Source organism: Gilliamella apis, from assembly GCF_030758615.1.
In the GTDB taxonomy this organism is placed as follows: domain Bacteria; phylum Pseudomonadota; class Gammaproteobacteria; order Enterobacterales; family Orbaceae; genus Gilliamella; species Gilliamella apis_A.
Genome location: NZ_CP132381.1, coordinates 1,751,307 through 1,772,801 on the forward strand (window position 1 = coordinate 1,751,307; position 21,495 = coordinate 1,772,801).

The following is a 21,495-nucleotide window of genomic DNA, read 5'->3' on the forward strand; positions in this document are numbered from 1 at the left end:
AAATCCTATTATGAGAGAAAAAATACGCATAGAGCTTGAAAAAATAGCAGAAGAAAATTATCGAATCTTTGCTACAAAGCTGATTCCTAATGTTGATAATTTATTAGGTGTGAGATTACCAAGACTCCGTAAAATAGCAAAAAAAATAGCACAGCTCGACTATGAATACTACCTTGCGATGGATGATCCCTTATACTTCGAGGAAGTGATGTTACAAGGTATGATTATAGGTGAAATAAAATTACCATGGAATGAACGTTCACGTTATGTGAAACACTTTACTTCTAAAATTAATAATTGGTCAATCTGTGATAGTTTTTGTTGTGGATTGAAGTTTGAAGCCTCAGAAAAAGAGATTGTATGGCAGTTTCTACAACCCTATTTTGCATCAGATGCCCCATATGATATTCGCTTTGCTGTCGTCATGTTGCTTTTTCATTTTGTGAATGATGAATATTTGCAGAAAGTATTTACTTTGTTCAACCAAATCAAAAACGATGATTACTATGTTAAGATGGCTGTTGCATGGGCTATTTCTATCTACTTCCGAGAGTTACCTAAGTTAACGATGGCATACTTACAGAAAAATCAACTAGATGATTGGACTTATAATAAAGCATTACAAAAAATAACTGAATCTTTGAAAGTGGATTTTAATACAAAAATCATCATTCGAACCATGAAAAGAAAGAAAAATAAATTATGATTATTAGTGCTAGCCGCCGAACAGATATTCCTGCTTTTTACTCTTCGTGGTTTTTTAACCGTCTAAAAGATGGTTTTGTACTGGTTCCTAATCCGAGGAATTCAAAGCAGTTAAGTCGCATTTTTCTATCACCCGATATAGTTGATTGTATTGTATTTTGGACTAAAAACCCATCTTCTATGTTACATAAACTGGTAAAGCTTTCTGAGTATCCTTTTTATTTTCAGTTTACATTAACAGCTTATGAAGCAGACATTGAAAAACATCTTCCTGCTTTGCAAAAACGAATAGCTATATTCAAGCAATTAGCTGAGCATGTTGGACAAGATCGTGTTATTTGGCGATATGATCCTATATTAATTAATAAACATTATACCATTGATTATCACATCGATTTTTTTAATCAAATTGCTTCTTCTCTTCGCGGCTACACGGATAGTTGTATCATTAGTTTTATTGATGATTATCCGCACATACAACAATCACTAATCAAAGAAGATATCAATCGATTACAGGTAGTTGACATATTAAATCTTTGCAGTTCATTATCTGAAATTGCTAGTGATAATCAACTAACTTTACAAACATGTGCTGAGGAAATTGAGTTGTTGAATTGCAATATTTCTCATGGTGCTTGTATCGATAAAACACGTATTGAAAAAATAACCGGCCGCTTATTATTGGCTAAGAAAGATAAAAATCAGCGAAACAACTGCCAATGTTTAGAAAGTATTGATATTGGAACATATGATACCTGTTCTTTTGGATGTTTATATTGTTATGCAACCACTTCAAAGAGAAAAGTACAAGCAAATAAGCGTCTATATAATCAATGTTCACCGAAATTAGTGGGGGATCTACTTGAAACAGACATAATCAAAGATAAGCCAATGCGATCGTTATTTTCTTTACAAAATGAATTATTTTAATAGCAAGATTCGGATTTTTAATTTTTGAAACTTTAAATATTATGAGATGTATCATTAATTAAAATAAAGAAAGCATGAAAAAGTTATCTAAAAGTGTTTATTTAAGACTGGTTGATAGTAGTGTTATAAGGCACATGTTAATAAAGAAATTTAAGTAACTTACATTGAAAAAACTTAAGAAGAAAGTTTGGAACTACTACCAATTGAGGTATTGACGCATATGTTTTTTTGTGAATAAAGTTTGTTATTCCGTGAGTAAGAACAAGTCGGTCAATATTCAAATAAATAATAACTTTCTATGTAGCAACCTTAGTTCGGTGAAATGGAGTATTCATGATGCAAAAACAAGAACAAATCGATTTTGCTCGAATAAGAAAAGCTATCGGATATTTGAATGAAAACTATAAATTTCAACCAACACTTGAACAAGCCGCAGAGCATGTACATTTAAGTCCTTATCATTTTCAACGTATGTTTTCTAGCTGGGCAGGTGTTAGTCCTAAACAATTCCTAAGATACATCAGTATAACTCACGCTAAAAAACTTCTAATAGAAGAAAAAGCCTCATTATTGGATACCACCTATGAGTTGGGATTGTCGAGTACAAGCCGGTTACATGATTTGTTTATTGATATTGAAGGTATGACTCCAGGAGAGTATAAAAATGGCGGTGAAAACTTAGCAATTAACTATAGTTTTGTTGAAAGCCCTTTTGGAAAAACCATCGTTGCATCAACAACAAAGGGGATTTGTTATATTGCTTTTGTTAATGATGAAGTGTCATCACTTAAATTATTAAAAGACCAATATCCTAATGCTCAATTCCAAAAACATAGAGATCAGATTCAACAAAATGCAATCCTTGTATTTACACAAGATTGGTCAAGACTAGATAAAATTAAGTTACATATCAAAGGTACCGATTTTCAACTGAAGGTATGGCAGGCTTTATTGACTATCCCTATGGGAAAACTCTCAACCTATAGCAACATAGCAGACAAAATAAATAATCCAAAGGCTAGCCGTGCGGTTGGATCGGCTATTGGTGATAATCCGGTAGCATTCTTAATTCCCTGCCATAGAGTTATAAAATCAACAGGATTACTAGGACAATATCATTGGGGATGTGATCGCAAAGCCGCAATGATTGGTTGGGAAGGAGCTAAAACAGATGGTTCAACATCTATAAGCTAAGTAAAAATCAAAGTGAGCTTCATACAAAAGTAACAAAAAGAATTAAGACAGAACCAATAAAGTTTGATTGTTATTAAAAATAAAATATCTACGAAAAGCTAAACTGCAATTCAGAAATGCACATGAAAACTGAAAATAAAATTTTTTTAGGCTGAACAAATTTTACAATAACCTAAAAATAAACAATAGAGTACAAATAAGGAATAGGACAAATGGAAAATGTTAAAAATAAAAAAATAATGGGAAGAGAAGATGAATAAATTACTAATTCATAAGATTTCTTATTCAAATTTATGTGCGCAGTTCTCCGAACAAATAATAATAGCAGTACTGCCGATTATAGCTGTGCTATCTATGAATGCTTCAGCAGCTGAAACAGCTTTTATACAAATGATAAATACTTTGCCTTTTCTATTACTCTCTATTCCTATGGGAGTAATTGCAGATAGAGTATCAAGAAAAAAACTAATGATCCTAATAGAAATAGTTCGAGCAACGGCTATATTTCTATTATTTTATTTGACGTTCTCTGGAAGTCTATCAATCAATAAAATTGCATTATTCGGTTTTTTTATTGCCATGGGTACAGTTATTTATAGTGTGGCAAGTCCGGCTTTAGTAGCATCTTTCATCATAAAAGAACAACTGATTAATGCCAATAGATCAATAGAAATTGCCAAAAGCGTGGCTTTTACTGCCGGGCCAGCTTTAGGTGGTATTCTTACTAGTTATTTATCTGGCGGGTTAGCATTCATCTTAGCTTTTTTACTCTCAATAGTAAGTGCTATTTTTCTGATATGTTTACCTAAGGAACCAATTTTAAAAAAATCTGGAAGAAATATACTTCAAGAACTCTATGATGGTTTGATTTTTTTAGTTAAAAATAAATATCTTATGCCAATAACTATCACGGCTTTTGTATTTAATTTATCGCAATACTTGTTATTATCTATTTTTGCTTATTACGTTATCAATAATCTATCCTTTACTTCTTTTGAAGTTGGAGCTTCATTAAGTCTAATCGGTTTAGGAATGTTAATAGGCTCATTTTTATATAAAATTATATCGAAAAAAATAAATTTTGGTTTTCAACTGACTTTAGGACCTTTATCTGCTTTTATGGCATCCATTTTGATGTTCTTAACCATTATATACCATTCCAAATCACTAGTTTTTATTGCTTTTTTCCTTTTCGGGTTTGGGCCTATTATATGGACTATATCAACAGTATCACTAAGACAACTAGTTACACCTAGTAATATGATAGCTAAAATATCATCGGTGATCATGACAGTTACATTTGGAGCTCGGCCCTTGGGAGCTGCTTTAGGTGTGTACATAAGTGCAAATTTTGGTGTTAAAGCTTGTATTTCTGCGGTTTTAATCGGTTTTTTAATTCAGTTGATCATCATTCTTTTTTCAAAACCGGCCAAATTAAAAAATTTATCTGATGCAGAAAAATAAAAACTGTATTAATTAAATAATAATATTATAGAGGTGAGCAATGTCCAATATTTTGGCCGTGCTCACTAATCTGACCTTAAATTTAATTACATCCACAGGACTCTAGTTATCAATTGAAATATAAGACTACCTATTATATTAACTCTCCTACAAACTAGCTTAATGTACGTTCTCCGACCAAAGCTAACAACACTTTAGAATGGTATTATAACCAATTAATTTTAAAAAACTAATTTAACAAAAACGGTAATTAATGCCTAATTCTGGATTAGGCTAATGGCTGCTGAAATAACGCCAATAAAATTACATAACTTGCTACAAAAGGTGCATCATAAATGGTGTAATGTGTAAATTGGCTAAAAATAATAAGGAATATTATAGAATCAAAATCAATAACTAAATTTTGCAATAATTCAATATTTTTAGATTTTGGTGGCAACTTTTACTTGCTGAAAAAAAATGATTTCATTATTCTTTTATCCTATTAAATGAGTAAAATATATGTACAACGCCGAAAAATGAACAACTTTGCACACTTTTATATTGGTACAGATCTGTTCATATATCAAACTCTTTGGATCAAAAATGAAAAAAACACCTAAATTAATAGCGGATACTGCCGAACAACTCTTTTATCAAAAAGGGTTTGCTAATGTCGGTGTTGATGAGATACGAGACCAATCAGGTTGCTCTAAAACAACGCTATATAAACATTTTGGTAATAAAGATAACTTAATTTTTGAGGTTTTGAAGATAAGGAATTTGCGCTTTCAACAAGATCTTAGCACGGCGATTAAAGATCTCGACCAAAATGATGCAATCATTCAGATATTCAAATGGCACCTAACTTGGTTTAAGCAAGATAATTTTAATGGCTGTTTATTTATAAGAGCAAACGAAGAGCTTCATCATGATCAGGCTATCAAGCAACTAGCAATTGAACATAAAGAATTTATTCGTCAACTCATTAGTCAACAACTCCCTCAAACGCCACTACATATAACTTTAACTAACCAATTAATGGTAGTATTAGAAGGATTACTTAATATTAGTGTTGTCTACAAAGATGATAAAACACTTTATGATGCGATGATTAATGATAGTTTTGCTTTAATTACCAATCTTCTTTGTAACTAATAGGTAAACATACTCAATTTTATAGCTATTCAAGTAATGATGAATGTGAATAATAAATTAGAATCTACTGAAAATATTATCAATAATTGAGCTAAATAATATCGAATAATTATTGATTAAAGAAAACGAATCTTATTCAAAGGATAAAAACAGTTATTTTGCATATTTTTATTAGCCAACAAATATGTATAATTTTATAATTTAATTTATATCTATTACTTTCAAAGCAGTATTAAGAAAATCCTAAAACAGTTTATTCATTATTGAGTTTATAGCTTTTCATCCCTTTATCGATCGCTTCTTGATAATTGCTAATATCATACTGTTTAGCATTAATAATCGATGAACATCTATTATGCGGAAATAATAGATAACTATCATCTAAACTTAAATCTTCTCTACCTTTTTTTTCATTATCTTTTATTTTAGCGTAAATATTATCCATTGCTTTTTTGGGTTCTTCTTTATAATCAAGATTTGTTGACATAGCCGAAAGCGCTGATAAAGAATCTCTTTTTGCTGGCATTTGCTCTAAAAAATCTCTATAGCATTGTGCATAAATTTCACAATATGGATAATGATTAGCTTCACAATATCTCGTCGCCCCAGTAGTTACAAAATATCGAATGCTCTTATCTATATCACCATAAATACAACCAGATAATAATATTACTGTTGCTAAAAGAGAAAAACTGTAACCTAATATTCTCATAAATAAATCCTAATTATCCAATATCATCTTGATGTGTCCTTATTTAATTGTTTTTATAGCATATTCTAAATTAATTGTATAATTGCTAATAGAATTTTGATAATTACGTAACAGAGAGAGGCGTAGAAAAAATACAGAATTTGAATAGCAACGGAATCCTTTAATAACTTAACTTTAAACTTTTAAATACAAATATCGATCGTTCATTGATCCAATATTACCCACTATATAAAAATGATTTAGGGCATATTTTTAGTTATTGTAGAGTAAAGCGCCCTTAAATAGTTATAAAAAATGTTGAGGAGCATACTTTTATCGAATTACTTAAGGAAATCGAGATCTTATAAATGTCAGAATATCGTTTGCTTGAGTTGCAGTGTTTAATATTTCATAAAAATCGGGCATCTCAAGCAAAGCAACCAGCTCTGACATTGCGTTAATATGGCTGGTTTTATTAACTGCTGCTAAAGTAAAAATATATTGCGTGGGAATTTTATCATTCTTAAAAATAATTGGTTTTTTCAATACCGTTATACTTAACGACAGAGAATTAACACCATCTTCTGGTTTAGCATGAGCAAGAGAGACATTTTTGGTTATCAAAAAACTTGTTCTATTTGAATTAACATTTTCAATAATTTTCTCTATGTAACTTCGGTTGATATAGTTCTTTTGTAATAATGGCAATGCAGCTGTAAATAAGGCACTTTGCCAATCGTTAGCAGAGACATTTATTTGAATCAAATCTTCTTGGATCAAATGGCGAATGCCTAAACTTTGATTTTCTATCGTTGTATTTTTATCTGTTTTATAAAAATACTGATAAAGCTCTTTTTTAATACCATTTTCATTGGAAATTGTACCGTATTTTTTAAAAATATCGATCAAGTCAGTTATCTTCGGATAGGTCAAATAAGAGTTAATTTGCGAATAAACGCGCTCCAGCAATAAATACTCTTCTTCATCGGACATGATTGGCGATACGATAAAAAACGGTTTATTTTGGTTATAAAAAACCAAATTATTTACAGTACTAAAGATTATATCGAAAAAATTGGTTAACTCTAAAGCTTCTGCAGTTTCCATTGGCCCTAAAAATAGAAAATCAGGGAAAAGAAACTTTAATCTATTATAGACAATTGAAGAACTGCCAATACCATTTTGACAAATAATTACGGCAACGATTTGCTGATTAGTTGATATTTTATTTTCGTCTAGAATTGCCGCAAAATAGATGGTTAAAAAAGATATTTCATCATCTGGAATATCATTATTAATGATCGGATAGATAACTTTTAAGGTTTCTTTTACAATCAAAAATAGTTTATTAAACTCTTCTTTTACTTTATCTAAAATTGGATTAATGATTGGCAAACGGAAAAGTATTCGGTAATACGCGGGTCTAAAATGGCTATAGAGTTTTTTCGAAATATCATCATTGTTATCAAACTTTATGCCTAAAAGCTGCTCAAATCTCGATAGAATAATTTGCACAATATTTAAAATTAACTCCTGATCAACTGTCTTTATATCACGATTGCCAACCGAATTGCCCAGTAGTAGAGAAGTTAAGTATTGCACTTCATAAGTGTTATCATCTATTTTATATAATTTCAGCAATTCTGATGATATATGATACTCTTTCAACTTTATTATGATTTTATTTGGAATTGAGATAACAGGAATATATTCCAGTTTTTTAGTCATTCTTGGCAATAAGAATATCACTGTATAGATAAATTCTTTTTTCCTCTTTTCACCTAAGAAAATTTCATTTTTTAGCATAATTTGATTGATATCGTTTTTGATATCAAGGTAGTCAACCTTCTCTTGGTTTAAGAAAAAATCATATAGGAATGTATCATCTAAATTATTGGATAAATCTTTGAGTAAATTTCTTAGAAAAAAATTACGGATCGATAATTCATCTCCAACTAATGAATAACCTTTTTCTCTAGTATAAGTGATTAAAATGTCTTCGGAACTTAATAAAAGTTCTAGCTGTTTGATATCATTGTTTAAAGTTGTTTTACTAATATTTAATGCTGATAAAAAATGTAATGATGAAAGATAAGTATTTACATGATAGAGCAACATTAAAAAAATATATTTTTGTCTTTCCTCTGTTGAAAAAATATAATTTTTGCCAATTTTTCCGTTAATTAAATTCTTAATTAGAAACGCTTTACTTTTATCAGGCAAAGAGTAATACAGGGCATTTTGAACAACCACACTTTGTTCATTTGAAGAGAGGTATGCATTAATTTTTAAAATTGAATAATGTAATTGTCGTTTAGTTATATTCAATAAATTCAATAAATACTCCTGATCACAAGATTTTTCAATCAAAGTTAGGATAATTTTCTTTGAATTTAAGTCAATCATACCTTCTTCCTTACTAAAAATATCAATGAATTACATAATTTATTAGTAATATCACGGATGTTTTTCCTTATATTTCTTTAATGCATTTGCAAGGCTAATTGCATTTTTACTTATTTCCTCAACCGATCCTTTAGTTAATAAGGAACCAATACCAATACATTCAATATCCGTATTTAGCCAATCATCAACATTTTCTAACGTAACGCCACCCGAAGACATAATAGGCACATAAGGCATCGGTGTTTTAATGATATTAACTAAAGATTTGCCATAATAATTTGAAATAGGAAAAGCTTTGATCATAGCAGCACCATTCTCTAAAGCAGTGACAATTTCTGTCATTGTGGTACAACCAGGCATATAGGGTATTTGATAACGATTGCATATTTTGCATACTGCTTCACTATAATTAGGTGCTATGATAAATTTGGCACCAGCAAGAATTGCTAATCGAGCGGTTTCACTATCCAGAACTGTCCCTGCGCCAACTAAAATTTTGTCACCGTATTCTTGGTTAAGTTGCTGAATTATTTGCCCAGCGTTATTGTTTGTGTAACTAATTTCTACACAATCAATACCACCGGCTAAAATACCCTCAATGATTTCTTGAGCTCTTTTGAATGTTTCAACTCTAGCTATCACTAAAAATTTACTTTGTTCTAACCGAGTAAGTATATTGGTTTTAAACATGATAATTCCCCACTCTATTTATAAGTGATAATAGTTTTTTATCGTATTGACTATGTCTTGGTTATCATTTGGATTCGTGACAGGTAAGACAGGTAATCGAGGTACGCCAACTTCAATACCAGATAAAGATAAACTTTGTTTAAGAACAGAAGGAATGGAAGCGTATTTTAAAATCCGGCGAAATTCTTCAAGAGATTGTTGCCATTGTTCAGCTTTATCTAAATTACCGGCAATAAATTGCTTATATATTTCAACATTGTTGGTGGTTAGTAAATTAGATGTAGCTGAAATAGCACCAGTAGCACCTATTTTCAATGCTTTTAGGATGAGGGAGTCAGAACCAGAAAGAACTGAAAACTCATCTCGAGATGTATTATCTATATAGCCAGCAATATTATTAATATCACCACTACTATCTTTTATACCAATGATATTACTGATTTTAGACAGTTTAGAAACTAGCTCAAAGGATAAATTAATTCCGGTATTTTTAGGTATATTATAAAGGACTATTGGAATAGCAAGGTTTTCGGCAATCATTTTATAATGATTATATAATTCATTTTCTTTCAATAAAACAAAGTACGGCGTAATTACCGATAACGCATCCACCCCGACAGCTATCATATGCTTACCCAGTTTAATGACTTCGTCAGTGGAGTTACCACCAGCGCCAGCATAAACCGGAACTCTTTTAGCCACTATTTCTACAACTTTTTTAGCAAATTTAATTTTCATATCATTTTCTATAACATGAAATTCGCCATTGGTTCCTAATACGAAAATACCTTGAACACCATTTGCAATTAATTTTTCAATTAAAATTTCTGTTGCTTTAATATCAATATTTCCAGAGGATTCGAATGGTGTAACCATTGCAGTTATAATTCCATTTAACATACTTTTCCTCCTCTTATAGAAGCACCTAAACTGCCACCTGGATGCCATTGATAATACATATTTTCGGTTAGACCTACGGATTCTTGAAGTTTTATTGATAAACACTGCAAAATAATGACTTCAGCAAGTATTGATATTCGCGGAGGTTTATTTAAGTTGTCCCCTTCTTGTTTTACTCCAGCAAATAAAAATATGTCACAATGCTGTGCTAACCAAGAATTGTTATTCCCAGCAACACCGATAATTTTTGTACCTAGTTTTTGCAAAGTACAAATTGCTTTTTTTAACTCTTCAGTTTCACCACTATTAGAAATCGCAATCACGATATCACCAGGTAAAACTTGCCCTGCCGAACCATGAATAGTTTCAGTTCCATCTAAAAAATAAGCAGGTATTCCTATTGATGAGAATAACGAAGCAATATAATGAGCAACATAAGAAGGTTTACCGATTCCTGTAACATGTACCCGACTGCCTTCATTTTTTTTGCTGATAATTAAATCCTTTGCTTTATTTAAATTTTCTTCACCAATATATTTAATATATTCTGACAATTCCGATTTGATACAATCAATATATTTTTCTAACATACAATTCCTCTACTTACTCAATGGTTTGAAAAAGATGATTACTTTTCAAATCATCTTTAATCAAACCCTCATACATTACATGGTGAAATGAAGTATTTTTTCCAACAAAATGCCAACAACGTTGTAGTCAATATTTGGGAAGGTTGAGCCTTCTATTCCCATATTGCCAAATATCGGATATAAAACGGTAGGTAAAAAGGCTAACAAGAGTCCAACCACAAAAGAACCTAACATAGCGCCACGCCAGCCACCTGTTGAATTACCAAATACACCTGCGGTACCACCAGAAAAGAAACAGATATGAGCAGCAGGAATAATGACAACTGGAAAATCCAATGCAACCATTATGGTTACACCAACTAAACCAGCAGCATAAGAACAAAGGAAACCGATAATTACAGCTGTTGGCGCAAAAGGAAATACAGTTGGGACATCCAACGCAGGACGTGAGTTTGGAATGAATTTTTCAGAAATAGAGACGAATGCTGAGGTGATTTCTGCTAAGAACATTCTTACACCAGTCATTAAAATTGACATTCCTGCAGTAAAAGTAAATGCTTGAATGAAAGGAAATACTAACCAATGTACTTTACCAGCTAATCCTTGAGTAAAGGTCTCACCTGCTTTAAATGCTGAAATATAGAACAAGACGAGCATAACAACTGCAACGCCCATTAAAAAATCACGGAAGAAAGATAACCATTTAGGGAAATGAATATCTTCTGTTGTTTTGTCGCTATATTTGCTAAATACCTTACCTAATAAACCAGAAAGTGCATATCCAAACATATTAAAATGACCGATTGCTTGCACATCACTGCCAGTAATTCTTCGCATAAATGGTTGACATAATTGTGGCAATGCACTTGAAGCGAAACCTAAAATCGTTCCACCGATTAAAATTGCTGCAGTATTAGATAAACCATAAGATTTTAGGATTAGTGATAATACACAAGCAAAGAATAGACTATGGCCAGTGGTAAAGAAAATATTTTTAAATGGTGTGATTCTGGCAAAAACTAAATTCATTGCAAAACCTAATATTAACGTAACAGAAGTCACTAAAGCATATTCTGTTTGCGCCATACCAGCAGCTGCTTCTGGTGATGCAACGATACCAACGATATGGAAACCTTCTTGAAATAATTTATTAAAATTTTGTAGAGCACCTGTCATAAGAGCGCCACCAGCACTAAAAATTAAAAAACCAATGGTTGTTTTAAATGTGCCAGTAAAAACTTCTACCAACTGTTTCTTTTGGGCTAATAAGCCAACAAACGCAACTACGCCGAGTAAAACAGCTGGAGTGCTAAGAAAACTAATTATAAAATCCATTTTAGACCTCTTCTCAATTAAATTAATCCATCTTCTTTAAGCGCAAGCTCTAATTTTTCTTTTATTTCATTTTTATCCATAATATTTTTGATTCCGATAATACGTTGTGGAAGATTCTTCTTTTCTAAATCTTCGGCAACATCAGGTAACGTAATGATATATTTACCATTAAATCCAGGAACACCATCTAATGAAGAGTGCTCTAGGGCAATTGGAAAGGCATTTTCTTTGATGACTTCATTCAATTTAATTTTTAACATTAAACTTGACCCAACTCCTGCACGGCAGGCAACTAATGCTTTAATCATTTTCTATACTCCTTTCAAAGTTTTCTAAAAAATCTATAAAATCGTGCGGTTTTTTCACATCTTGTATAAAAGCCAAAAATTTCTCATCACTAAACAAAGATGCTAATTCTGATAATGCGGATAAATGATCATCTCCCGTGGGTGAACTTAAGCTGAACAAAAACTTGACTGGGTCATTGGCTGAATTTCCTGAAACGATAGCGTTCTTCAGTCTGGTAAATCCTATAGCAAGTTTTTTAGCGCCAGAATCCGATGGAGCATGAGGGATAGCAATATTTTTGGTAATGACAATATAAGGACCAATTTCTCTTAATATAGAGATAACTTTATCGACGTAATCTGTCGTAACAGCTTCATCAATAACTAATGGTGACATCGCTAATTCTATTGCTTCCTCAAAGCTACTAGCTTCAATATCAAGTTGAATATAAGAAGCTTTGATAAGTTTAGTTAACAAAGGTTTTCTCCTTTTACAAAATCCATTTCAATTTGATTATACGAAGGCCTTGATATTAGACAATGATTATTGGGATTACTTTTTGTTGAGAAAAAACAAATAAAAAACAAAATGTGACTCGTAAAAATAAAAAATAGATAATCGGAGATGCTGTCTAAGAATTTTATTGCTACAAACAAAAGGTCAAGTCAGTCGAATTTATCTAGATTTTGTTTGATACTGATTGTTCATCTAGAACTTAGAGAAGATTAATTGCAGAATAATGACAGAATAACTGACGTTCATAAACAATTATTAAAATAATAAAATCGCCTTGTTAGAGAACTTTTTATGTTTAAATATAAGCAAAAATTGAGAATTACTAGTCCAATATTATTGTAGAATCGAAGTTATTGACACCAAAATTATAGAATCAACAATATTTCGATAATCTTTTAAAGGAAAATGTTGGATAAAATAACTGAAACATTTCTTTATTATTGAATTTTTTGATATTTGAAATTGGAGCGGGAAACGAGGTTCGAACTCGCGACCTCAACCTTGGCAAGGTTGCGCTCTACCAACTGAGCTATTCCCGCATGAGAATTGTTTTAAATGGTGCCCGGGGCGAGACTTGAACTCGCACGGCCAAAAAGGCCGAGGGATTTTAAATCCCTTGTGTCTACCGATTTCACCACCCGGGCTCAAAACTTAGTTCCGAGATGTAACTGTGTTTTGGATGCTGTGCATTTTACCGATCTTAATTTTTACGTCAATAGAAAATTTAAAATAATTGTCTAATTGCTCAATGTTTGTCACATTTAAGGGAATTTTTAATCAATTCCCTTAAAATTCAGATTTTCAAGGATTAAAAATCAAAAATTAGATTAATAATCTGACTTAAATTAAACACTAAATGAAGAACCACAACCACAAGTAGTCGTTGCATTTGGATTATCGACGACAAACCGTGAACCTTGTAAACCTTCAACATAATCTATGGTGCCACCAACTAAATATTGCAGACTCATCGGATCGATAACCAAAGACACACCATTTTTTTCGATAGCGAGATCGTCTTCATTTACTTTTTCGTCAAATGTGAAACCATACTGAAAGCCACTACAACCACCACCAGTTATATAGACTCTCAATTTTAGATTCGGATTTTCTTCTTCTGTTACTAGAGATTTAACTTTATTTGCTGCCGCATCAGTAAAGTTAATTGGTAACGCATCGCTCATTTTATTCTCCTACTTTTATTACTGTTATATTATATACCCTTGAAAAAAGAAAATACAAAACGAAAACGTCGATTAGATAAATTTGCGTTAGCTAGCTTGAATTTAGCTTAATTTTGTGAATAAATACCACAACCTTAACTATAGAGATAATCACGATTATGCATACATTTAAATCTGAAAAACTTTACCGTGAAGCATTAGCTTTTATGCCTGGTGGCGTTAACTCACCTGTACGAGCCTTTAATGGCGTTGGTGGTACGCCATTATTTATCGAAAGGGCTGATGGTGCTTATATTTATGATGTTGATCAAAAAGCTTATGTTGATTATGTTTTATCGTGGGGGCCGATGATTTTAGGACATAATGATCCTGATGTTGCCGATGCTGTTATTAATGCGGTACGCAATGGATTAAGCTATGGTGCGCCAACTGAGATTGAAACTAAAATGGCCAATCTAGTGACTGAGCTGATGCCATCTATTGAGATGCTGCGTATGGTAAATTCAGGTACTGAAGCGACTATGAGTGCTATTCGCCTTGCTCGGGGTTATACCGGCCGTGATAAAATTATTAAATTTAAGGGGTGTTATCATGGTCATGCGGATTATTTATTAGTTAAGGCTGGATCCGGAGCACTAACTTTTGGTCACCCTACTTCACCCGGTGTTCCTGAAGATTTTGTTAAAAACACTTTAGTTTGTGATTATAACGATTTAGAATCCGTCAAAAAACAATTTGAGCTGTATCCCAACGAAATAGCGGCAATAATTATTGAACCAGTTGCTGGTAATATGAATTGTGTACCAGCTAAAAAAGCGTTTTTACAAGGATTAAGAAGCTTATGCGACAATTATGGTGCATTACTTATTATTGATGAAGTAATGACAGGTTTCAGAGTTGCTTTAGGTGGTGCTCAAGAATACTATGGCGTTGTTCCTGATTTAACTTGTTTAGGTAAAATCATTGGTGGCGGAATGCCGGTCGGTGCTTTTGGTGGACGTTCGGAAATAATGCAAAAATTAGCACCAACTGGCCCAATTTATCAAGCGGGAACGCTTTCCGGTAATCCAGTTGCAATGGCTGCCGGTTATACTACTTTGAAAAAATTGATGGATGTTGGTATTTATCAGGAATTAGAAGAGAAAACTTCTTACTTAGTTAATGGCCTGTTATCTGCTGCAAAACGTTTCAATGTTCCTTTTATTGTCAATCATGCCGGAGCTATGTTTGGTTTTTTCTTTACAAATGCTGTAGAAGTGAGCAGTTATAAAGATGTTATGAATTGTGATATTGAATTATTCAAAAAATTCTATCATCATATGCTCGCTGAAGGTGTTTATTTTGCACCATCCGCTTTCGAAGCAGGTTTCATGTCACTTAGGCACACAGATAAAGAAATCAATCATACGATTGATGTAGCTAGTCATTTTTTTAAAAATTTAAGTTAAGTTGATAAAATAAAGTAATTTATACCCATAGCGATTAAAATTTTAAACTAAAACATAGGTAATAAATTTATGGTTAATCCGATAAAAGAAGGTGAAGAAGCACCTCAATTTTCTCTACCTGACCAAGATGGTGAACTAGTAAGTTCCAATGATTTTGAAGGTCAGCGAATTTTGCTCTATTTTTACCCAAAAGCGATGACACCAGGTTGTACAGTACAAGCGTGTAATTTACGTGATAGTGCTGACGATTTTAAAAAATATAATGTAGTTGTTATTGGTATTAGTACAGATAAACCAGAAAAATTATCACGTTTTGTTGATAAAGAATTATTAAATTTCACCCTACTTTCCGATGAAGATCATAAAACTTGCGAAGCATTTGGTACATGGGGTGAAAAAGAATTTATGGGGAAAACTTATGACGGAATTCACCGCATAAGTTTCTTGATTGGTAAAGATGGTAAGATCGAAAAAGTTTTCGATGACTTCAAAACCGCCAATCATCATACCGTGGTTTTAGATTATCTTAAAAACCATTGTTAATTTTTCAACTAAAGCCGATTATTTAATTAAACGGCTTTCTTTCGCTTTTCATATTATTTATCTTTGCAAAATTTGATCAACCATCAATAATCAGCTCATAACGACAAATCGCCATTGTCATTATCAATATTTATTCTAAAAATTATACATTATTTAATCTAAATTCTCTTTTATTTTCAAAAGCAGTAAACAAAATAAACTAATTATTACACTGATAATGGTTAATATAATTAAAGTACCATTAAAGGCTTTATGATAACTACCAATAATATCACTAAGCATAATTGACTGCATATCTGTCGGAATATTAGATAGTGGTAAGGCAAGATTCCCACTAGCCACAGAAGTTATCCAGTCATTGATTTCATCGACTGATGAACTATATTTTATTAATAGATTTGGTAATACATCATTAAGCTTAACAGATAATAATGAGCCATAAAGTGCAACAGCGATAGCTTCACTACCTAATCGGAAGGTGTTTAATAAGCCAGCAGCCATACCGGTCTGGTCAGGATTAACACAGCTTAACGCTAGACCATCAACAAGTCCTGCAGTTAGCCCCATACCTGTTCCAATCATAAATAAGGCCAAACAGATCAGATATATTAACCCATCAACACCACCACCAAAAAATAATAAAATTGCGCCCAAAATCATTAAAGCTAAACTAACAATAATAATAGATATTGCAGATATACCACATGAAACAATTTTTCCAGCAAGCAAAGGACAAAATAACACAGGGACCGTCAATGTGATCATAATTATACCAGCATAAGTGGGACTAAATTGCATCACCCCCGTTAAATAGCTTGGGTAATAGGTAAGCAAAGTAACAAAGCTAAAACTTGCAACAACAGGCACAAGAATCAACCCCATGTATTTTTTATTTTTTAATAAATTGAGATTCAAGACTGGATTGGTAATAGATTTTTCATAAATTACAAAGGTAAAGACCAAAAGAATCGTCATAGCTATTAATAGTAAGGTTTTTAAATTTACCCCACCTTGTTCAGTGCTGTTGCTAATAAGAAGCATCAACAAAAACAAAGCTATAGTGAAAATTATTGAACCAATTTTATCAAATGGAGTTTTATATTTATTTAAACTATCTTTAGTAATAGCTGGCGTCATAGATATAACTATTGTCAAGACAACAGTATGTAATATAAAAATAGCACGCCAGCTAAATATATCCAATAAAAACCCAGAAATTGTTGGTCCAAATGTAATCCCTAAACCTGCCGTGGTGCCAAAAAATGCAAAAGCTTTAGTTCTCTTCTCACCACTAAATGTTTTGATGAGTATAGCACTTCCACATGAAAATATAGCTGCACCACCAACACCTGCGAAGCCTCTAGCTATATCCAGCATTAGAGGGTTGATAGAGATAGAGGATAATAAAGAAGCAATTGTGTAAACCATGGCGCCAATTATAAAGACTCTTTTATGACCAAAATTATCAGCAAATGCTCCCCACAATAAAGTAAAACAAGCGAAAGTTAAATTAAAACTATTAACAATCCATTGTAGTGAGGTTGAGTTAGCAGAAAGATTTGCACCAATAAAAGGCAAAGCAATTGCCGTTCCTGAAATGGAGGTTGGCACTACAAATACAGCTAGTAATATGGAGGTTAAAACAATGGTTTTTTTAGAGTTTTCAATTCTTGAGTTCATATGTCAATTCTCTAGAAATATTTTATAACTGGTTAAAAATTAAATCTGAATGGGTAATCTATTAGAGAGCATCAAAAAACGATTCTTTAATACAAAAAAGCATATGCATTAGGAATGTAGACTTGCCAAAATAACATAGCAATAGATAATAATTAGGACTTTAGGTTTTGTATTCGTTAAAAATGACTATTTCCTTGATTATTACACTTTGCAATTTAAAACTTTTACCTAGTTTTATTCAACATAGTCTTTATTCCTTTACTATTTCAAGCAATATACTTAAAATTTTAATTCTGTTTTAATGACCTTATAATACTATCGGCAGATAACGTTCCATTAATATGATAGGTTCGATAATTATCGAACATGAATATTATTAATCTGCTTTTTGCTCATGTCAATTTTTTTTGATATTAATGATTATTTTTTGACGAAAGTATAATTTTAATTAAATAAGAAAATGAAGTTATAAGAATAAAATGAATTTAATTCAAATATTTAAAGCATTAAGCGATCCTAATCGCTTATTGATCATTAAAAGTCTAATAGAAGATGAACCTGGAGCTGAGCGACATTGCACATCATTTGGATTGCAATTAACAAGGGCGACTCGCTCACATCATTTCAAAATCTTAAGAGAGGCAGGACTGATATCACAGGTAGACAGGGGAAATTGTTCTCTAGCAACTTTAAGACGCGAGGAAATTGAAAAAGAGTTTCCTGGATTATTGGAATTAATTTCGACTAACTGGCAACCTATGTAAAAGAATTAAAGTTTTCTTATAGTAATATTTAGCAATAACATTTTAAAAATTATTTTTTTAAAAAAAACTAACTTTCGCAAAACCTTTTATTTTCAAAGAGTTTATACATCTGTAAAATATTCAAAAACTGACAATACAGCTTTTTGAATAATCTAGAAAGTAAAAAACAGTATTCCTATTAAATAATTTCAATATATAAGAGGCAATAAAAAGAGATCCTCTAATTAGTCTAAATCAAAGCCAACCAAACCATTATTAATTTTTCAACTAAAGCCGATTATCCAATTAATCGGCTTTTTTTTCGCTTTTTATATTATTTATCTCTTCAAGATTTGGCCATGCATTAATAATAGCTTTAACTAATGTCGCAAGCGGTATGGCAAAAAATACACCCCAAAATCCCCATAAGCCGCCAAATATAATAACAGCAACAATAATAACCAATGGATGAAGATTGAGTTTTTCAGAAAACAGATAGGGAACCAATAAATTACCATCAAGAGCTTGAATTAGAATATAGAAGAAAATTAAATAACCAAATTGTGCCGTGAAGCCCCATTGAAAGAGTGCGATTAATACCACCGGAATACTAGAGATAATAATACCAATATAAGGGATCAGTACGGAAAGGCCAACTAAAACAGCTAATAATAAGCCATAATCTAAACCAAAATACCAAAATGGGATATAAACACAGATAGTTAATATAACAATGTGTAAAACATTGCCGACTATATAGTTGGAAATTTGCATATCCATTTCAGAGGCGACTTTATTTAATATGGTACGATTCTTAGGCAATGCCTTAGAACAGTAACCCCATATTTTCGCTTTATCTTTCAATAAGAAAAACATAATAATTGGTACTAAAACTGCATTAATGGCCACTGAAACTAAGCTAAATAAAGAACTAATTGAAAACTGTAATAGTGAATTGCCTGTTTGCACAACTCTACTGGTTATACTCTGAATTATTGAATCGAATAGACCAACATCAATTAATTCAGGATAGTGTTCTGGTAAAGATGTAATAAATTTATTTGCAAAATTCAACATATTGGGAATATTAGTGATTAAGCTAACACTTTGTTGCCAAATTAGCGGTAACAAAATCATAATGCCGGTTAATCCGACAAACATAAATAGTAGCAGCACGATCACGACGGCTAATGTATGAGGAACCTTTTTGCGTTGCAAATAATTAACCGGCCTATCGAGTAGATAAGATAAAACAATCGCAATTAAGATAGGTAGTAAAATTTTGTTGAAGAAATAGATGATAAAAAATAACACAATGATAACAATCAGTAACGATACCACATGAGGATCGCTAAAGCGTTTTTTATACCATTCAATAAACAATTTTAACATCTATAACTCCTTCTTGTTGTTTTATTAGTCTATTTGTTGTTAATTAAACTTACTTTTTAAAACCACCCAATATCCCTCGAGTAATTTGCCTGCCTATTTGATTAACGACTTGCCTAGTAGCACTTTTAGCTACGCTTTGCACGACACCATCATGTTGCCCGCCTTTAGCGCCTTTCCAACCAAAAATTAGTGATCCTAGAAAATCCATTACACCACCATGTTGGTCATTATTTGATTGATTCTGCTCTGAATTTATCTCTGCAGAATATTGATTATTTTCGCTATTAATCGTGAAACCTTGTTTGAGTTTTTCATAAGCTGATTCACGATCTATAGTGTTTGAATATTTAGAATAAAAGCGGGATTGATGGATTATTGCTAATTGATCTTCTAAAGTCATGGTTCCCATTTTCGATTCTGGAGCAATTACCATCCCTCTTTGTACTACATTAGGACGCCCTTTTTCATCTAAAAATGAAATTAATGCTTCACCAACTCCAAGTTCCATTATCGCTTTTTCTGTATCAAAGTTTGGATTGGCTCGCATGGTTTGCGCTGCTACTTTAACCGCTTTTTGATCTTTAGGTGTAAAAGCTCGTAATGCATGTTGAACGCGATTACCTAGCTGGCCAAGAATAGTTTCCGGAATATCTGTTGGACTTTGTGTTGAAAAATAAATACCAACACCTTTAGAACGAATAAGACGAACAACTTGTTCGATTTTTTCTAATAAAGCTGGGGAAATATCATTAAACAATAAATGAGCTTCATCAAAAAAGAAAACCAGTTTCGGTTTATCAAGATCGCCAACTTCCGGTAAATGCTCAAACAATTCAGATAATAACCATAATAAAAATACTGAATATAGTTTAGGCGAATTATAAAGTTTATCTGCCGATAAAATATTAATAATGCCACGACCGTGTTCATTAACTTGTAGTAAATCATTAATATCTAACATAGGTTCGCCTAAGAAGAATTCGGCACCTTGTTGTTCAAGTGATAATAATCCTCGTTGTATCGCACCGATTGATGAGGCGCTAATATTGCCATATTGTGTAGTAAATTTTTTGGCATTATCACCAATAAACTGTATTAAAGTGCGTAAATCTTTAAAATCAAGCAATAACAGACCATTATCATCCGCTATTTTAAATACAAGTTGTAAAACGCCTGATTGAACATCATTCAGATTTAATAATCGAGCCAATAAAATAGGACCAATATCGGAAACCGTACTACGAACTGGGTTCCCTTTTTCAGCAAATACATCCCATAACGCTAAAGGTGATGAATCAGGGCGCCAATCAGTTACGCCTATATTTGCCAATCGAGATTGTAATTTGTCAGATAGTACCCCTTTTTCTCCTAAGCCAGTCAAGTCACCTTTAACATCAGCCAGAAAAACCGGTACACCAATTTGCGAAAAATTTTCTGCTATCTTTTGTAGGGTTACAGTTTTACCGGTACCTGTCGCACCAGTTATTAAACCATGGCGATTTGCCAACGATGCAAGGATGTATAAATCATTACCTTCACTTTTTGCAATAACGATCTTTTCACTCATAAACATCTCCCGTTCAAAAATTGCTATTAAAACAATCAAGAATATTGTAAGCTGAAATAGTAATAACTGCTATTGTTATTATTTTAACTCAT

General features: G+C 32.0%; 20 protein-coding genes and 2 tRNA genes. 8 read left to right on the forward strand and 14 right to left on the reverse strand.

Annotation, left to right across the window (positions count from 1 at the left end):
- Nucleotides 1–10 precede the first annotated feature (10 nt).
- The 5 genes from RAM17_RS08030 to RAM17_RS08050 all read left to right on the forward strand — a co-directional run bounded on the left by RAM17_RS08030 (nucleotide 11) and on the right by RAM17_RS08050 (nucleotide 5,430).
- Nucleotides 11–706 carry a DNA alkylation repair protein gene (locus RAM17_RS08030; protein WP_110447724.1) on the forward strand — a complete coding sequence of 232 codons (696 nt, stop codon included), beginning with the start codon at nucleotides 11–13 and terminating at the stop codon, nucleotides 704–706.
- Nucleotides 703–1,635, forward strand: coding sequence for a DUF1848 domain-containing protein (locus RAM17_RS08035; protein WP_110447723.1), 933 nt, complete (start codon nucleotides 703–705; stop codon nucleotides 1,633–1,635). Before RAM17_RS08030 ends, RAM17_RS08035 begins: the two co-directional genes overlap by 4 nt.
- A gap of 336 nt (nucleotides 1,636–1,971) precedes the next feature.
- On the forward strand, nucleotides 1,972–2,829 hold the full coding sequence (locus tag RAM17_RS08040; protein WP_110448051.1) for a methylated-DNA--[protein]-cysteine S-methyltransferase: 858 nt from the start codon (nucleotides 1,972–1,974) through the stop codon (nucleotides 2,827–2,829).
- Between the two features lie 252 nt (nucleotides 2,830–3,081).
- Entirely contained in the window at nucleotides 3,082–4,293 is a 1,212-nt protein-coding gene (locus RAM17_RS08045; RefSeq protein WP_110447722.1) for an MFS transporter, read from the forward strand.
- Between the two features lie 585 nt (nucleotides 4,294–4,878).
- Nucleotides 4,879–5,430 carry a TetR/AcrR family transcriptional regulator gene (locus RAM17_RS08050; protein WP_110447721.1) on the forward strand — a complete coding sequence of 184 codons (552 nt, stop codon included), beginning with the start codon at nucleotides 4,879–4,881 and terminating at the stop codon, nucleotides 5,428–5,430.
- A gap of 253 nt (nucleotides 5,431–5,683) precedes the next feature.
- On the opposite strand, the gene RAM17_RS08055 is transcribed toward RAM17_RS08050, so the two are convergent.
- The 11 genes from RAM17_RS08055 to erpA all read right to left on the reverse strand — a co-directional run bounded on the left by RAM17_RS08055 (nucleotide 5,684) and on the right by erpA (nucleotide 14,030).
- Nucleotides 5,684–6,142, reverse strand: coding sequence for a hypothetical protein (locus RAM17_RS08055; protein ID WP_110447720.1), 459 nt, complete (start codon nucleotides 6,140–6,142; stop codon nucleotides 5,684–5,686).
- A 324-nt stretch (nucleotides 6,143–6,466) separates the two neighbouring features.
- Nucleotides 6,467–8,527, reverse strand: coding sequence for a BglG family transcription antiterminator (locus tag RAM17_RS08060; RefSeq protein ID WP_306239812.1), 2,061 nt, complete (start codon nucleotides 8,525–8,527; stop codon nucleotides 6,467–6,469).
- A 51-nt stretch (nucleotides 8,528–8,578) separates the two neighbouring features.
- Nucleotides 8,579–9,217 carry a ketohydroxyglutarate aldolase gene (locus tag RAM17_RS08065; protein ID WP_065651934.1) on the reverse strand — a complete coding sequence of 213 codons (639 nt, stop codon included), beginning with the start codon at nucleotides 9,215–9,217 and terminating at the stop codon, nucleotides 8,579–8,581.
- An 18-nt stretch (nucleotides 9,218–9,235) separates the two neighbouring features.
- On the reverse strand, nucleotides 9,236–10,117 hold the full coding sequence (gene dapA, locus RAM17_RS08070; RefSeq protein ID WP_110447718.1) for a 4-hydroxy-tetrahydrodipicolinate synthase: 882 nt from the start codon (nucleotides 10,115–10,117) through the stop codon (nucleotides 9,236–9,238).
- Nucleotides 10,111–10,707 (reverse strand): SIS domain-containing protein, encoded by a 597-nt coding sequence (locus RAM17_RS08075; RefSeq protein ID WP_086362265.1) that lies wholly within the window; start codon nucleotides 10,705–10,707, stop codon nucleotides 10,111–10,113. Before RAM17_RS08075 ends, dapA begins: the two co-directional genes overlap by 7 nt.
- Before the next feature lie 75 nt (nucleotides 10,708–10,782).
- Nucleotides 10,783–12,042, reverse strand: a complete 1,260-nt coding sequence (locus tag RAM17_RS08080; RefSeq protein ID WP_065578058.1) for a PTS ascorbate transporter subunit IIC — start codon at nucleotides 12,040–12,042, stop codon at nucleotides 10,783–10,785.
- A 17-nt stretch (nucleotides 12,043–12,059) separates the two neighbouring features.
- A complete protein-coding gene (locus RAM17_RS08085) occupies nucleotides 12,060–12,350 on the reverse strand; it encodes a PTS sugar transporter subunit IIB (protein WP_065578057.1) in 291 nt (96 codons plus the stop codon).
- Nucleotides 12,343–12,807, reverse strand: coding sequence for a PTS sugar transporter subunit IIA (locus RAM17_RS08090; RefSeq protein WP_065578056.1), 465 nt, complete (start codon nucleotides 12,805–12,807; stop codon nucleotides 12,343–12,345). Before RAM17_RS08090 ends, RAM17_RS08085 begins: the two co-directional genes overlap by 8 nt.
- Nucleotides 12,808–13,309: 502 nt before the next feature.
- A tRNA-Gly gene (locus RAM17_RS08095) sits at nucleotides 13,310–13,385 on the reverse strand.
- Between the two features lie 17 nt (nucleotides 13,386–13,402).
- Nucleotides 13,403–13,490, reverse strand: a tRNA-Leu gene (locus tag RAM17_RS08100).
- 201 nt (nucleotides 13,491–13,691) lie between these two features.
- Nucleotides 13,692–14,030 carry an iron-sulfur cluster insertion protein ErpA gene (gene erpA, locus RAM17_RS08105; protein WP_034914816.1) on the reverse strand — a complete coding sequence of 113 codons (339 nt, stop codon included), beginning with the start codon at nucleotides 14,028–14,030 and terminating at the stop codon, nucleotides 13,692–13,694.
- Nucleotides 14,031–14,188: 158 nt separating this feature from the next.
- Between erpA and hemL the strand changes: the two genes are divergently transcribed.
- Entirely contained in the window at nucleotides 14,189–15,478 is a 1,290-nt protein-coding gene (gene hemL, locus RAM17_RS08110) for a glutamate-1-semialdehyde 2,1-aminomutase (RefSeq protein ID WP_110447717.1), read from the forward strand.
- A 69-nt stretch (nucleotides 15,479–15,547) separates the two neighbouring features.
- A complete protein-coding gene (bcp, locus tag RAM17_RS08115) occupies nucleotides 15,548–16,021 on the forward strand; it encodes a thioredoxin-dependent thiol peroxidase (RefSeq protein ID WP_110447716.1) in 474 nt (157 codons plus the stop codon).
- A gap of 153 nt (nucleotides 16,022–16,174) precedes the next feature.
- On the opposite strand, the gene RAM17_RS08120 is transcribed toward bcp, so the two are convergent.
- Nucleotides 16,175–17,701 carry an MFS transporter gene (locus tag RAM17_RS08120; protein ID WP_110447715.1) on the reverse strand — a complete coding sequence of 509 codons (1,527 nt, stop codon included), beginning with the start codon at nucleotides 17,699–17,701 and terminating at the stop codon, nucleotides 16,175–16,177.
- Nucleotides 17,702–18,180: 479 nt separating this feature from the next.
- Between RAM17_RS08120 and RAM17_RS08125 the strand changes: the two genes are divergently transcribed.
- On the forward strand, nucleotides 18,181–18,465 hold the full coding sequence (locus RAM17_RS08125) for an ArsR/SmtB family transcription factor (protein WP_110447714.1): 285 nt from the start codon (nucleotides 18,181–18,183) through the stop codon (nucleotides 18,463–18,465).
- A 285-nt stretch (nucleotides 18,466–18,750) separates the two neighbouring features.
- On the opposite strand, the gene RAM17_RS08130 is transcribed toward RAM17_RS08125, so the two are convergent.
- Together RAM17_RS08130 and RAM17_RS08135 are read right to left on the reverse strand one after the other, a co-directional pair.
- Nucleotides 18,751–19,836: an AI-2E family transporter gene (locus tag RAM17_RS08130; RefSeq protein ID WP_110447713.1), complete on the reverse strand. Its 1,086-nt coding sequence runs from the start codon at nucleotides 19,834–19,836 to the stop codon at nucleotides 18,751–18,753.
- A 49-nt stretch (nucleotides 19,837–19,885) separates the two neighbouring features.
- Nucleotides 19,886–21,403: a helicase HerA-like C-terminal domain-containing protein gene (locus RAM17_RS08135; RefSeq protein ID WP_110447712.1), complete on the reverse strand. Its 1,518-nt coding sequence runs from the start codon at nucleotides 21,401–21,403 to the stop codon at nucleotides 19,886–19,888.
- Nucleotides 21,404–21,495: the final 92 nt, after the last annotated feature.

Coding starts and splice junctions, on each gene's coding strand:
- RAM17_RS08065 (WP_065651934.1), bottom strand. CDS start 9,217: ATGTTTAAAACCAATATACTTACTCGGTTAGAACAAAGTAAATTTTTA.
- hemL (WP_110447717.1), top strand. CDS start 14,189: ATGCATACATTTAAATCTGAAAAACTTTACCGTGAAGCATTAGCTTTT.
- bcp (WP_110447716.1), top strand. CDS start 15,548: ATGGTTAATCCGATAAAAGAAGGTGAAGAAGCACCTCAATTTTCTCTA.
- RAM17_RS08050 (WP_110447721.1), top strand. CDS start 4,879: ATGAAAAAAACACCTAAATTAATAGCGGATACTGCCGAACAACTCTTT.
- RAM17_RS08125 (WP_110447714.1), top strand. CDS start 18,181: ATGAATTTAATTCAAATATTTAAAGCATTAAGCGATCCTAATCGCTTA.
- RAM17_RS08045 (WP_110447722.1), top strand. CDS start 3,082: ATGAATAAATTACTAATTCATAAGATTTCTTATTCAAATTTATGTGCG.
- erpA (WP_034914816.1), bottom strand. CDS start 14,030: ATGAGCGATGCGTTACCAATTAACTTTACTGATGCGGCAGCAAATAAA.
- RAM17_RS08040 (WP_110448051.1), top strand. CDS start 1,972: ATGCAAAAACAAGAACAAATCGATTTTGCTCGAATAAGAAAAGCTATC.
- RAM17_RS08075 (WP_086362265.1), bottom strand. CDS start 10,707: ATGTTAGAAAAATATATTGATTGTATCAAATCGGAATTGTCAGAATAT.
- dapA (WP_110447718.1), bottom strand. CDS start 10,117: ATGTTAAATGGAATTATAACTGCAATGGTTACACCATTCGAATCCTCT.
- RAM17_RS08080 (WP_065578058.1), bottom strand. CDS start 12,042: ATGGATTTTATAATTAGTTTTCTTAGCACTCCAGCTGTTTTACTCGGC.
- RAM17_RS08030 (WP_110447724.1), top strand. CDS start 11: ATGAGAGAAAAAATACGCATAGAGCTTGAAAAAATAGCAGAAGAAAAT.
- RAM17_RS08085 (WP_065578057.1), bottom strand. CDS start 12,350: ATGATTAAAGCATTAGTTGCCTGCCGTGCAGGAGTTGGGTCAAGTTTA.
- RAM17_RS08060 (WP_306239812.1), bottom strand. CDS start 8,527: ATGATTGACTTAAATTCAAAGAAAATTATCCTAACTTTGATTGAAAAA.
- RAM17_RS08135 (WP_110447712.1), bottom strand. CDS start 21,403: ATGAGTGAAAAGATCGTTATTGCAAAAAGTGAAGGTAATGATTTATAC.
- RAM17_RS08120 (WP_110447715.1), bottom strand. CDS start 17,701: ATGAACTCAAGAATTGAAAACTCTAAAAAAACCATTGTTTTAACCTCC.
- RAM17_RS08130 (WP_110447713.1), bottom strand. CDS start 19,836: ATGTTAAAATTGTTTATTGAATGGTATAAAAAACGCTTTAGCGATCCT.
- RAM17_RS08055 (WP_110447720.1), bottom strand. CDS start 6,142: ATGAGAATATTAGGTTACAGTTTTTCTCTTTTAGCAACAGTAATATTA.
- RAM17_RS08035 (WP_110447723.1), top strand. CDS start 703: ATGATTATTAGTGCTAGCCGCCGAACAGATATTCCTGCTTTTTACTCT.